We start from the raw sequence: 12628 nt of genomic DNA, 5'->3' as shown, positions 1-12628 counted from the left end.
CCAGGGGATTGCAGCAGTGAAGGCATACACATACGCAGTGGCCGCGATGCTGGCCTGCATCGGTCTGGCCACCGCGGCCAACGTGCGGGCGCAGGCATTGCCGGCACCGAAAGAGTTCTATTTCGACGAGGACCGCAGCACCACGCGTCCGGTGACCGCCATCGCCGGCAGCGGCGAGGCCCTGGTGGATCGCCTGGCCAGTACCGTGCAGCGCAATCCCGACGCCAACGAGGCGCGCGCGCAGCTGGCCGGCATCGCCATGGCCGGCGGCCGCCGGGAACTGGGCGAACAGCTGTACCAGGCGGCGCTGCATGGACTGCCCGCCGGCATGCAGCGGCGCCAGGTGCAGTGGAACTACGGTTGGGACCTGCTGCGCGCCGGCGACCCGGCACGCGCGTTGAGCGAGTGGAGCGCACTGGTCAACGGCCGCCCGGCAGCGCCGGATTGGGTCCCGCCGACCCTGGCGCTGGCGTTGTGGCGGCTGCAGCGCAAGGACGAGGCGGTGAAGTGGTACGCCGCGGCGGCGCGCACCTGGCCGGACAAGTGGGGCGCCACGGCCGATTTCGCCGCATTGCTGCCCACCTGGCGCGACGACGAGCGCGCCACCCTGGCCGAAGTGCAGGCCGCCTGGAAGGCAGCGCCGCCGGCCTGGCCCTGAGGCGCGCGCGTCCACGGAGCACGACGCGGCCGGCGCAATCCGTGGTGCTGGTCGTGGTCGATCGCACAGATCGACGTTGTCGCTCCTGCACGGAAAGCCTGCCTGCGGCTGGGTGCAAGACAGGTGCGGCGTCGGTCGCGGCCGGTGCCGCTCCTGCGGATGTCGACGCCGGTCGCTGCCGGTCGGTGCCGCGTTTGGCGCGGCCAGCAGCCACCAGGCTTTTCGCAGAAAGCCGCGCGCCAGGCACTGCAGCAGCACGCCGTGCCATCTTTGCCAGCGCCATCCGCGCCATCGGCATCGCCACGGCGACGAAGACGAAGACGAAGACGCCATCTGCGACGCCACGACGGCCCACGTGCGCAGGCCATGCGATGATGCCGCGTATCCGCTGATTCCGTGCTGTGCCGATGGCTTTCGATGCGTTCGCCCTGATGTTGGTCATGCTGGCGCTCGGCAAGCTGTTCGCCCGTCTGCGCGTGCTGCCGGCCAACACCACCGAGGTGCTCAACGGGGTGGTGCTGTACCTGTGCCTGCCGGCCTCGGTGCTGATCTACGTGCCGCGCCTGCAGTTCAACCTGGAACTGCTCGGATTGATGGTGACGCCGTGGCTGCTGACCGGCGTGAGCGCGCTGGCGATGTTGGCCTTGCGCCGGCCGCTGCGGCTGCGCCGCGACCAGCAGGCGGTGCTGCTGCTGTGCGTGGCACTGGGCAATTCCAGCTTCATCGGTTATCCGATGGTGCGCGCGCTGCTCGGCGAGGCGGCCTTGCCGTATGCAGTGGTCTACGACCAGTTCGGCACCTTCGTGCTGCTGTCCAGCTTCGGCCTGTACGTGCTGGCGCGCTACAGCGGCGAGGCACCGCCATCGCCGCGGCAGACGCTGCTGCGCATGGCGCGCTTCCCGCCGCTGTGGGCGCTGCTGTTCGCGCTGACGCTGATGCCGGCGCAGCCGCCGGCGTGGATCGCCTCCGGCCTGCAGCACCTGGCCGACGCGATGCTGCCGTTGGTGATGCTGGCGGTGGGCTTCTCGATCCAGTTGCGCTTGCCGCGCGAGGAACTGGCGCCGCTGGCCGCCGGCCTGCTGTTGAAGTTGCTGGTGCTGCCGGCCCTGGCCTGGCCGCTGTCGTGGGCGCTGGGCCTGCGTGGGCAGGCGCTGCAGGCCAACGTGCTGGAATCGGCGATGCCGACCATGATCACCGCCGCGCTGCTGGCCATCTCGCATCGCCTGGCGCCGCGCCTGGCCGCGGCGTTGGTCGGCTACGGGATCCTGTTGTCGCTGGTCACCTTGCCGGCGTGGGCGTGGTTGCTGGGGGCGTTGCGGTAGCGGCGGCGCGATGGAGTTAAATCGTGCGGCATGGTGTCACACGCGTTCGCACCCTCATCCGCCCCTTCGGGGCACCTTCTCCCGAGGGGAGAAGGGAGAAGCCAAAGCCCCTCTCCCCCCGGGAGAGGGGTTGGGGTGAGGGTCGGGCGCAGCCGCGTACAGCGGGAGCACAGTTGCTGCCGCGGCAGGACTCAATCGATAGCATCTGATCGCGGCTGAAGCCGCTCCCACGCAGCGGCAGTAGCCGACGCCGCACCTGCACCGCCCGCCGCTAATCCGCCGGCACCGTCCGCCCGCTGGCCCAGCTGCGCAGCGCCTGCACCTGTTCGGCCATCAGCACCGACAGCGGCCGGGTGCCGCGGATTTCCTGCATCAGCAGATCGGTGTCCAGCGGCCGCTGTTCGGCGTGCGCGGCGTACAGCCCGGAGACGATCGCCTGCTCGATCTCGGCACCGGAGAAGCCGTCGGCCGCAGCGGCCAGCGGCGGCAATGCGAATGCGTCCGCGTGCAGCTGCCGCCGGGTCAGGTGCAGGCGCAACAGCTCCACCCGGGTCTGCGCATCGGGCAGGTCGACGAAGAAGATCTCGTCGAAGCGGCCCTTGCGCAGCAGTTCCGCTGGCAGCTCGTGCACCTGGTTGGCGGTGGCGACGATGAACACCCCGGCGCCGCCGTCGGCGCTGCCGCGTTCGGCCATCCAGGTCAGCAGCGTGCCGAGCACGCGCCGCGACACGCCGCCGTCCTCGCCGCCGCTGGCCAGGCCCTTTTCGATCTCGTCCATCCACAGCACGCACGGCGCCAGTTGCTCGACCGCGGCCAGCGCGTCGCGCAGGTTCTTCTCGGTCTCGCCGTGGTACTTGGCGTACAGCGCGCCCATGTCCAGGCGCAGCAGCGGCACGCCGAAGCCGGCGGCGGTGGCCTTGGCCAGCATCGACTTGCCGCAACCCTGCACGCCGAGCAGCAGCACGCCCTTGGGCGGGTCCAGCTCCGGCGGTGCGGTGCCGGCGAACACCGCGCGGCGCTGCGCGATCCATTGCTTGAGCCGGCGCGCGCCGGCCACGTCCTCGAAGCGCGTGGCGTCGTTGTCGTACTGCAGGTGGCCGCTGCGGTTGAGCAGTTCGAACTTGAGCTTGGCCAGTTGCGGCAGGTCGGACGCGTTGAGCGCGCCGTCGGCGTAGATCAGTTGCCGGGCGATGCGCCGCGCGTCGATCAGGCTGAGCCCGCGCAGGTTGCGCAGGATCTGCTTGACCGCGTCGCCGTCGACCTCGACCCGGCGGCCGCCGAATTCGCGCGCGTAGCCCTGCGCCTCCTCCTGCACCATCTTCAGCAGCGCGTTGGCGTCGGGCAGGCGCGGATTGAAGCGGGTCGCCAACGCTTCCAGCTCGGCCGGCAGTTCGATCCGCGTGCCGATCAGCACCAGCACGTGCGGCTGGCAGTGGCGGCGCTCGACGATGTCGCGCAACAGGCGCTGGTGGCTGGCGTAGCCCAGGTACGGGGTGACGTCGAGCAGCAGGTAGATGCCGCGCTGATCGGCCTGCTTGATGGCCTGCAGCACCGCGCTGGCGTCCGGCGGCCCGCTCGGCGGATCCTCGCGGTCCAGGTCGATGCGGCGCAGGCCCTCGGTGATCGACCAGCGGTGCAGGGCGCGCCAGACCTGGATCAGCGCCTGCCGGAACAGATCGACGATGCGCGCCTCCTCCTGCGTCTCGATCACGATCAGGGGCGTGTTGGCGCGGATCAGCGCGACCAGGTCCTGCAGCTCGCTCATGGCATCGGAAGGCGAAGGGGGCCGCCACGATAGCAAGCCCGGCGCCGGTCGGCGTGCTGCCGGCTGGCATGCTGCATGTTGACTACCGGCTGACGTAGGGCCGGTGTACGCTCCGGCTTCTTCCCCCGGAAGCGAGGCGTGCATGAAGACGATCCTGGTGGCCGGCTCCAAGGGCGGCGTGGGCAAGACCACGGTCGCCACGCACCTGGCGGCGTCCTACGCGCTGGCCGGCAAGCGTACGGTGCTGGCCGATGCCGATCCGCAGGGCTCCTCGACCCGCTGGGCCGAACGCCGCGCCGGCCTGGACAGCGCGGTGCTGCCGATCGACGCCAGCCGCAAGCGCAGCTGGCGCGCGGCGCTGCCCGACGACGCGCAGCGGGTGATCGTCGACGCCGCCGCCGGCGCCATGGCCGAGGATCTGGCGCATTTCCTCGACGAGGCCGACGCGGTGGTGGTGCCGGTGATGCCGTCGGCGCTGGACATCGAGGCCACCGTCGGCTTCCTCAACACCCTGGCGAAGGTGCCGCGGGTGCACCAGCGCAAGCTGCCGGTCGGGCTGGTGCTCAACCGCAGCAAGCCCTGGACCAATGCCACCCAGCAGGCGCTGCAGATGCTCGCCGAATGGCCTTACCCGGTGGTGGCGCAACTGCGCGACAGCCAGGCCTACGTGGTGCTGGTGGGGCTGGGCCGCAGCCTGTTCGATTACCACTCCGTCCAGGTCCGCGACCACCAGCAGGACTGGGAACCGTTGCTCAAGTGGCTCAAGAAGGCCTGACCGATGACCATCGTTTTGCGAGAAGTGATCCTGCTGCGCCATGCCCACGCTGAACCGGCCGACACCGGCCAGGCCGATTTCGACCGGCCGCTGTCGCCGCACGGCCTGGCCGAGGCCGAGGCGGCCGGGCGCTGGCTGCTGGAACAGCGGCTGGTGCCGGACCGGGTGCTGTGTTCGCCGGCGCGGCGCGCGCGCGAGACCCTGGAGGCGGTGCTGGAGATGACCGGCTACGTCGAGCAGCGCCTGGAGCCGCGCATCTACGAGGCTACTTCGGGCACCCTGGCCGACCTGCTGGACGGCCACCGCGACGTCGAGCGGCTGTTGCTGGTCGGCCACAATCCGGGCCTGGAGCGCCTGGCGGCGCTGATGCACAGCGGCCAGTCCGGCGACTATCGCGGTATGCCCACCGCCAGCGTCGCGGTGCTCGGGGTGCCGCATGACGCGGCGATCGAGCCGGGCGTGGCGCGGTTGACCGCGTTCTGGTGGCCCTGAGACCGCTGCGCAGGTCCGTGCGGCCGGCGCTGTGCGCCGCGCTGCTGCCGTTGTGTCTGTGGTGCGCCGTCGGCCATGCGCAGGTGGTGGCACCGGCCTTGCTGGCGCCCGGCGAGTACGCCCTGGACCCGGCGCAGTCGCGCTTCGGGTTCGAGATCCGTACCCGCTTCGGGCAGCGCATCGAAGGTTTCTTCCCGCGCTACGAGGGCACCGTGCACGTGCTGCCCGACGGCCGTCACCAGGTGCACCTGCGCCTGTTCACCGCCTACGTGGAGATCCCCGGCAAGCCGCGCTACACCGGCTGGATGCGCGGCGAGGATTTCTTCGACGCGCCGCGCTACCCCACCGTGTCCTTCGACTCGCAGCCGTTCTCGCCGCAGGTGCTGGGCAAGGGCGGGCCGATCCCCGGTACCTTGAGCATCCGCGGGGTCAGCCACGCCGAGACGCTGACCGTCATGCCGGCCGCATGCACCCGCCCAGGCTATGATTGCGATGTCATCAGCCGCGGTACGGTATTGCGTGGACGTTACGGAATGGACAAGTGGGATCTGGCCTTGAGCGACCGGGTCACCTTCGTGCTGCGCGCACGCCTGACCGAGGCAGCCACTCGGTGACATCGCGGCTGATGCGGGTGCTGGTGGTGGTGGCGCTGCTGCTCGGCAGCGGCTGCGCGAGCCTGTCGCAGGCGCAGCACGGCCGTGCCGTGGCGATCGCCGAGGCCGCGCGCGACCGCCAGGTCGACTGCACGCGCGGGGACCACTGCGCGCTGGCCTCGCCGCTGCGCGGGCTGGCCGGCAAGGCCTTCGCCCAGTCCGGCGACGGCGCGCCGCGGCATTACGCCACCATCCTCGACCACGGCGAAGAAGCGCTGGTGGCGCGGGTCAACCTGATCCGCAGCGCCAGCCGCAGCATCGACCTGCAGACCTACATCTTCGACAAGGACGACAGCGCGCGGCTGGTGATGGACGAACTGCTGGCCGCGGCGCGACGCGGCGTGCAGGTGCGGGTGCTGATCGACCAGCTCTCGGCGATCTCCGACCTGCAGATCCTCGGCGCGTTGGCCGGCGCGCACGAGAACTTCTCGCTGCGCATCTACAACCCCACCTTCGGCCTGGCCAAGCCCAACTACTTCCATTACGCCGCCAGCGTGCTGTGCTGCTTCCGCCGCTTCAACCAGCGCATGCACAACAAGCTGCTGGTGATCGACGATGCGATCGGCGTGGTCGGCGGGCGCAACTACCAGGACGACTATTTCGACTGGGACGCCGAGTACAACTTCCGCGACCGCGACGTGCTGGTCGCCGGTCCGGTGGCGCGGTCGATGGCCGCCAACTTCGACGCCTACTGGGCGGCCCGGCGCAGCGTGCCGGTAGCGCGGCTCAACGACGTCGGCAAGCTGCTGCTGCGCGAGGGCGTGCCGGCGATGCCCCCGGCGCAGTTCCTGCGCCCGGAGCGGGTGCAGCGGGTCAGCGAGGAGGCGTCCGATCCGGCCTTCGTGGAGAATGCCTTCGTGCTGCCGGCGCTGCCGGTCAGGCATGTGGACTACGTCGCCGACCTGCCGCAGAAGCACCGCCGCGAACACGGCCCCAAGGCCATCTCCACCGCGCCCAAGCTCGACCGGCTGATCGCCGAGGCGCGCGAGGAGATCCTCCTGCAGACGCCGTACCTGGTGCTGTCGGACCCGGCGCAGGAGATCTTCCGCGACCTGCGCAAACGCACCCCGCCGCCGCGCGTGGTGGTGGCCACCAACAGCCTGGCGGCCACCGACAACCCGGTGGTGTACGCGCTGTCCTACAAGTACAAGCGCCGCAATTTGCGCGAGCTGGGTTTCGATATCTACGAGTACAAGCCGTTCCCGCTGGACGCCCCGGTGGACTACGCCAACCTGCTGCCGGCGCCGCTGCAGGGCGAACTGCCGTCCGCACCGGCCAGCGGCGAGAGCAGCGGCAGCGATGCCGGCAGCGGCCGCAACACGCTGCTGGGCGGCAGCGCCGCCGGCCGCAGTTCGCTGCTTGGCAGCGGCAGTGGCGGGCCGTCCGGCAACCGCGCCGACGGCAGCCAGGTCGCGCGCCGCGTGCTGCGCACCGAGACCCGCCCCTCCTATCTGAGCCGGCGCATCGCCAACCGGCCGTTGCCGGTGACCCGCGAGGGCGCGCGCATGGGCCTGCACGCCAAGTCGCTGGTGGTGGACCGCCGCGTCGGCGTGATCGGCACCCACAACTTCGACCCGCGCAGCGAGACCTACAACACCGAGGGCGCGGTGATCGTCGACGATCCGGCGTTCGCGCAGGCGCTGGCGGCCAGCATCGGCCGCGACATCGAGCCGGAGAACTCCTGGGTGGTGGCGCCGCGGATCAAGCCGCCGGTGCTGTCGGGCCTGAACTACAGCATGGGCAAGGTCTCCGAGGCGCTGCCGGTGCTGGACTTCTGGCCATGGCGCTACGCCACCGACTACGAATTCCAGCCGGGCCCCGACTGCCCGGCGCCGCTGAGCCGGCGCGACCCGGGCTTCCACCGTTGCTACAACGCGGTGGGTGATTTCCCGGAGGTCAACGTCGGCCCCAAGTGGCTGCTGGTGCGGATGTTGACCGCGTTCGGCTCGGGCCTGGTGCCGATTCTTTGAGAGGCCGGGGCCCGGGGCCGGGACCCGGGACCCGGGAGAAGCAAAAGCGAAGGCATGTGTCGCATCACTGCCCAACGCTGCGCGCAGCGCCCGCTTTTGCTTTTCCGGGTCCCGGGCCCCGGGTCCCGGCACTTCGACGTTCTTCCCCTGCATGGAGTCCAACAAATGTCCTTTCGCGAACCCGCCGATCTCGCCGTCCTCAACGCCGATTGCCGCGATACCCTGATCGCGCAGTTGGGTATCGTCTTCACCGAGGCCGGGCCGGATTGGCTGCGGGCGACGATGCCGGTGGACGCGCGCACGCGGCAGCCGTACGGGCTGCTGCACGGCGGCGCGTCGGTGGTGCTGGCCGAAACCCTGGGCAGCACCGCCGGCAACCTGTGCGTGGAGCCGGGACGGATCTGCGTGGGCCTGGAGATCAACGCCAACCACCTGCGCAGCGCGCGCAGCGGCGTGGTCACCGGCACCGCGCGGCCGCTGCACGTGGGCCGGACCACCCAGGTGTGGGAGATCCATATCGAGGACGCGGCGGGCAAGCCGGTGTGCGTGTCGCGGCTGACCCTGGCGGTGGTCGACCGCGGTTGAGTCCAGGCCCGGGCGGAACCCTGCCTTCGCACGCGCGGCTGGCGCGTCTGCAGCGGCGTCTTCGGGCTGACACAATTCTCCGCTAGGCCCCTGCTTCCGGTACCCTTGTCCGAATGAGCGAGTTCTCCCCACCCGCCACGCGCCAATACGGTGAGGCGCTGCGCTGGGTTCGTTACGGCTACCGCGTGCCGCTGCTGGCGTTGCACGTGCTGTTGTCGCTGCCGTTCCTGCTGGTGTGCATGGCGCTGTCGCCCGGCCGCGCCGGCACCGAGTCCTTCGGCGACCGCATGGTCCGCTGGTGGTCGACCTGGCTGCTGCGCATCTTCGGTCTGCGCGTGCGCCGCATCGGTGCGCCGCTGCCCAACCCGGTGCTGTTCGTCGCCAACCATGTCAGCTGGATCGACATCGTGATGCTGCACAGCCAGCGCATGATGGGCTTCGTCGCCAAGCGCGAGATCGCCGGCTGGCCGCTGGTCGGCTGGCTGGCCGCGCGCGGGCAGACCATCTTCCACCAGCGCGGCAGCACCGAGTCGCTGGGCGGGGTGTTGCAGGCGATGCTGGAGCGGCTGCGCTCCGGGCGCTCGGTCGGCGTGTTCCCGGAAGGGCGCACCCGCGGCGGCCAGGACGTGGGGCCGTTCCACGCACGCATCTTCCAGGCCGCGGTCGAGGCCGAGGTGGCGGTGCAGCCGGTGGCCTTGCGCTACGGCGCCGGCGGCGCGGCGCAGCAGATCGTCGCGTTCGGGCCGCACGAGAGTTTCTTCGCCAACTTCCTGCGCCTGCTCGGCGAGCCGGGACGCGTGGCCGAAGTGCATTTCCTGGAGCCGATCCGGCTGCAGGACGTGGAAGGACGCCGGCGCATCGCCGAGACCTCGCGCGCACGCATCGTCACGGCGATGGCACAACCCTGAACAGCGGGACACCACCCATCGCCTGCTTGACCGATTACTCCATTCGGTGGGTGCAAGCTCGCTGCCCATGAACGCAACCGATTACTCCCCCCCACGCTGGCTGCGCAACCCGCACGTCCAATCGGTACTGGGTTCCAGCCTGCTGCGCGTGCGCCGTGGCGAGCAGTTGCTCGCCGCCAGCGGCGCCACCACCACCTCGCACATCCTCGACGGCGGCGACGGCGTGCGCCTGCAGGGCTGGCTGAGCGTGCCGGCCGGCGCGGCGCCGCGCGGCACCGTGCTGTTGCTGCACGGCTGGGAAGGCAGCGCCGACTCCAGCTACATGCGCCTGACCGCAGCGAAGATGCTGGCGCTCGGCTACCAAGTGTTCCGGCTCAATTTCCGCGACCACGGCGGCACCCACCACCTCAACGTGGACCTGTTCCACTCCGAGCGGCTGGACGAAGTGGTCAATGCCGCCTGCGACCTGTGGCAGCGCTTCCCCGCGCCGACCCTGCTCGCGGCCGGCTATTCGCTGGGCGGCAACTTCGCCCTGCGCCTGGCGCTGCGCGCGCCGGCGGCGGGGCTGCCGCTGCAGCACGTGGCCGCGGTGTGCCCGCTGCTGGACCCGGCCACGACCATGCAGCGGATCGAGAACGGCCCGCAGTTCTACGACTGGTACTTCCGCCGCAAGTGGCGCGAGTCGCTGCTGCGCAAGCGCGAACTGTTCCCCGACCGCCATGGCTACGACGACGCCACCCTGGCGCTGGACATGCGCGGGCTGATGGCCTGGCTGGCCGAGCGCCACGCCGGCTTCGCCAGCCTGGACGCCTACTTCGACAGCTACTGCATCGCCGGCGAGCGCCTGCTCGGCCTGCGCGTGCCGGCCGACATCCTGATGGCCGAGGACGATCCGGTGATCCCGCTGGACGATTTCCGCAACTGGCGCCTGCCCGAGGTCGCCCGGCTGGAGATCGCCCACTGGGGCGGCCATTGCGGCTTCATCGAGAACGCGCGCGGCGACGGCTTCGCCGAACGCTGGGTGGCCGAGCGGCTGACCGAGGGGCTGGTGGAAGCCTAGCCCGCGCCACGGGACAGCCTGGCGGGCGCTTGTCCGCCGCCTGCCTTGGTCTGGGAGCACACGTTCCGGGCTGCCAGGCGGGCGTCGTCGTTCGAGTACACCGAGCTGCGAAGCGACGCCCGCGCTGCATGCATCCCGGTGCAGTCTTGCGCGGCGCGAGGGCCGCCTGCCGGGCATCTTGCAAGGTGCAGGACATTCGCAGTACGCGTCGCGGTTCCTGGTGCCTGCCTCCGCGCAGTAGCTGCACTACGACGGATCCGCCGCCCGTCCGCTGCGCCGCCGGGCGCCGCGCAGGGCCGCTGTGCGCTCCCGCTACAATGCGGGTTTGCCCCAACGCCGGACCCACATGCACCAGCCCATTCTCGACGCCTTGCGCCGCCAGGACACCGCCGACGCGCTGCGTCTCGCCCAGACCTGGGCCGCCGAGGCCGCCGACGACCCGCAGGCCTTCCGCTGGCTGGCGCTGGCGCAGCAGCAGCACGGCGAGACCGCCGCCGCCCTGGACAGCATCGGCCGCGCGATCGCGCTGGCGCCGGAAGACGCCAGCCTGCACCTGCTGCACGCCGGCATGCTGGTCAGCGCCAACGACCTGGCCCAGGCCGAAGACGCGCTGGCGCAGACCGCGGCGCTGGATCCCAATGAATTCCTCGCCTACGTGATGCGCGCGCACCTGGCCCTGGGCCGTGGCGACCTGGACGAGGTGGAGCGGCTGAGCCGCACCGCCGCGCGCCTGCAGCCGGAGCATCCGCAACTGCTCGGCGTGGACGGCATGCTGGCGCTGCGCCGCGGCGACGCCGACCGCGCGCTGGCGCTGCTCTCGCGCGCCAGCAATGCCCTGCCGGAGGATCCGCGCCTGCTCTACGCGCTGGGCTTCGCCTATCTGGACAAGCAGCACTTCGCCTTCGCCGAGACCGCGTTCCGCCGCGTGGCCGCGCTCACCCCGGGCACCAGCGCGGCGATGATGGCGCTGGTCGCGCAGCTGGCCTACCGCCAGGGCCGCCTGGACGACGCCATCACCGCGCTGGAGACGGTGCTGGCCGATCCGGCCGGCGACACCGCCAACATGCGCCGGCTGGCCGGCGAATACGCCTTGCAGGCCGACCGCCCGGCCGAGGCGCTGGAGCATCTGCGCCGTACCCTGGCGGTGGCGCCGGACGACCGCCGCACCCTGCATGCGGCGCTGATCGCCTGGCAGCGGCTGGGTACGATCGACGACGCGCGCGCCACCCTGGAAGCGGCGCTGGCCACCACCACCGAGGCCCACGACCTGTGGCTGGCGCGGCTGGCGCTGGAGCCGGTGGGCGGCCCCGAGGCGCGCGCGCTGATCGCGCGCTGGCAGGCGGCGATGCCGGCGCACGTGCCGGCGCTGGAAGCGCAGCTGCGCGTGCACGACATGGCCGGCGAGCGCGACCAGGGCGAGGCCGTGGCGCAGCGCATCGTGGCGCTGGAACCGGGCCGGCTCAGCGGCGAGGAGCGCCTGGTCGAGGCGCTGCTGGAGCGCGGCGAGCACGACGCCGCCATCGACCACGTGCGTGGCCTGATGCAGCGCATGCCCGAGCGCGACCGCACCGTGGTGCGGCCGTGGCTGGCGGCGGTGCAGGATGCGGCCGGGCGTCCGGAAGACGCGCTGGCGACCTGGCTGGCCTTCCAGCAGGAACAGTTGCCGCACCGCCTGCCGCTGCCGCCGCTGGGCCAGGCCGCGGCGCAGTGGCCGCCGCTGGGCGCGGTGGACCCGCAGAACCAGGCGCGCCCGCTGTTCGTCTGGGGTCCTCCGGGCAGCGGCGTGGAGCGTGTGATCGCGGTGATCGACGCGGCCAGCCCGGTGCTGCGCGGCGACCGCTTCGGCCCGCAGCCGCCGACCGATGGCCTGCAGCGCTTCCGCAGCGTCGAGGAACTGGACAGCGGTGCGCTGGACGGTGCGGCGCTGGTCGCCGAGTGGCGTGCGCAGCTGCCGGCGCGCGGCGTCGGCGACGGCAATATCGTCGACTGGCTGTTGTGGTGGGACAACGCGCTGCTGCGCGCGCTGCGCCCGCACCTGCCGGAAGGGCGGCTGCTGATCGTGCTGCGCGACCCGCGCGACATGCTGCTGGACTGGCTGGCCAACGGCGCCCCGGCGCCGCTGGGCCTGGCCTCGCCAGAGACCGGCGCGCAGTGGCTGGCGGCGGTGCTGGCGCAGGTCGCCGACCTGCACGAACAGGATCTGTATCCGCACCATCTGGTGCGCCTGGACGGGACCGAGCACGATCCGGCCGGCGTGGCGGCGGCGCTGGAGCAGGCGTTCGGCGTGGCGTTCCCGACCATCGCCACGGTCGGCCCGCCGCGCCTGGCCGCCGGCCACTGGCGTGCCTACGCCGCGCCGCTGGCCGCCGCGTTCGCGCTGCTGACGCCGGTGGCTGTGCGTCTTGGCTACCCTGAAACCTGATCCCCACGGAGTTCCCCG

At 71.6% G+C, this 12628-nt stretch carries 11 protein-coding genes; 10 read left to right on the top strand and 1 reads right to left on the bottom strand.

The window, feature by feature from the left end; translation table 11 throughout:
• The first annotated feature begins 46 nt into the window (after nt 1-46).
• Both GGR71_RS20365 and GGR71_RS20360 read left to right on the top strand, forming a co-directional pair.
• Nucleotides 47-658: a tetratricopeptide repeat protein gene (locus GGR71_RS20365; protein ID WP_160962531.1), complete on the top strand. Its 612-nt coding sequence runs from the start codon at nt 47-49 to the stop codon at nt 656-658.
• A 407-nt stretch (nt 659-1065) separates the two neighbouring features.
• Nucleotides 1066-1980, top strand: coding sequence for an AEC family transporter (locus tag GGR71_RS20360; protein ID WP_160962485.1), 915 nt, complete (start codon nt 1066-1068; stop codon nt 1978-1980).
• Between the two features lie 271 nt (nt 1981-2251).
• Here GGR71_RS20360 and GGR71_RS20355 read toward each other — a convergent pair whose 3' ends face one another.
• Complete coding sequence (locus GGR71_RS20355) at nt 2252-3745, bottom strand: AAA family ATPase (RefSeq protein ID WP_160962487.1); 1494 nt, start codon at nt 3743-3745, stop codon at nt 2252-2254.
• A gap of 142 nt (nt 3746-3887) precedes the next feature.
• Between GGR71_RS20355 and GGR71_RS20350 the strand changes: the two genes are divergently transcribed.
• From GGR71_RS20350 to GGR71_RS20315, 8 genes are all read left to right on the top strand, one after another.
• Nucleotides 3888-4520 (top strand): ParA family protein, encoded by a 633-nt coding sequence (locus GGR71_RS20350; RefSeq protein WP_160962489.1) that lies wholly within the window; start codon nt 3888-3890, stop codon nt 4518-4520.
• A 15-nt stretch (nt 4521-4535) separates the two neighbouring features.
• The gene (locus GGR71_RS20345; RefSeq protein ID WP_160962533.1) at nt 4536-5012 is read left to right on the top strand and encodes a SixA phosphatase family protein; all 477 of its coding nucleotides are present in this window, start codon (nt 4536-4538) and stop codon (nt 5010-5012) included.
• A 44-nt stretch (nt 5013-5056) separates the two neighbouring features.
• Nucleotides 5057-5626, top strand: a complete 570-nt coding sequence (locus tag GGR71_RS20340; protein WP_456362649.1) for a YceI family protein — start codon at nt 5057-5059, stop codon at nt 5624-5626.
• 11 nt (nt 5627-5637) lie between these two features.
• Nucleotides 5638-7635, top strand: a complete 1998-nt coding sequence (locus tag GGR71_RS20335; RefSeq protein WP_160962535.1) for a phospholipase D family protein — start codon at nt 5638-5640, stop codon at nt 7633-7635.
• Nucleotides 7636-7800: 165 nt separating this feature from the next.
• Entirely contained in the window at nt 7801-8220 is a 420-nt protein-coding gene (locus tag GGR71_RS20330) for a hotdog fold thioesterase (protein ID WP_160962493.1), read from the top strand.
• Nucleotides 8221-8333: 113 nt separating this feature from the next.
• The gene (locus GGR71_RS20325; protein WP_160962495.1) at nt 8334-9128 is read left to right on the top strand and encodes a lysophospholipid acyltransferase family protein; all 795 of its coding nucleotides are present in this window, start codon (nt 8334-8336) and stop codon (nt 9126-9128) included.
• Between the two features lie 67 nt (nt 9129-9195).
• On the top strand, nt 9196-10188 hold the full coding sequence (locus GGR71_RS20320) for a YheT family hydrolase (RefSeq protein ID WP_160962497.1): 993 nt from the start codon (nt 9196-9198) through the stop codon (nt 10186-10188).
• A gap of 346 nt (nt 10189-10534) precedes the next feature.
• Complete coding sequence (locus GGR71_RS20315) at nt 10535-12610, top strand: tetratricopeptide repeat protein (RefSeq protein ID WP_160962499.1); 2076 nt, start codon at nt 10535-10537, stop codon at nt 12608-12610.
• Nucleotides 12611-12628: the final 18 nt, after the last annotated feature.

It is taken from the genome of Xanthomonas sp. F1, from assembly GCF_014199855.1.
This window is presented reverse-complemented; position numbering and strand designations above follow the sequence as displayed.

Coding starts and splice junctions, on each gene's coding strand:
- GGR71_RS20365 (WP_160962531.1), top strand. CDS start 47: ATGCTGGCCTGCATCGGTCTGGCCACCGCGGCCAACGTGCGGGCGCAG.
- GGR71_RS20360 (WP_160962485.1), top strand. CDS start 1,066: ATGGCTTTCGATGCGTTCGCCCTGATGTTGGTCATGCTGGCGCTCGGC.
- GGR71_RS20355 (WP_160962487.1), bottom strand. CDS start 3,745: ATGAGCGAGCTGCAGGACCTGGTCGCGCTGATCCGCGCCAACACGCCC.
- GGR71_RS20350 (WP_160962489.1), top strand. CDS start 3,888: ATGAAGACGATCCTGGTGGCCGGCTCCAAGGGCGGCGTGGGCAAGACC.
- GGR71_RS20335 (WP_160962535.1), top strand. CDS start 5,638: ATGCGGGTGCTGGTGGTGGTGGCGCTGCTGCTCGGCAGCGGCTGCGCG.
- GGR71_RS20330 (WP_160962493.1), top strand. CDS start 7,801: ATGTCCTTTCGCGAACCCGCCGATCTCGCCGTCCTCAACGCCGATTGC.
- GGR71_RS20325 (WP_160962495.1), top strand. CDS start 8,334: ATGAGCGAGTTCTCCCCACCCGCCACGCGCCAATACGGTGAGGCGCTG.
- GGR71_RS20320 (WP_160962497.1), top strand. CDS start 9,196: ATGAACGCAACCGATTACTCCCCCCCACGCTGGCTGCGCAACCCGCAC.
- GGR71_RS20315 (WP_160962499.1), top strand. CDS start 10,535: ATGCACCAGCCCATTCTCGACGCCTTGCGCCGCCAGGACACCGCCGAC.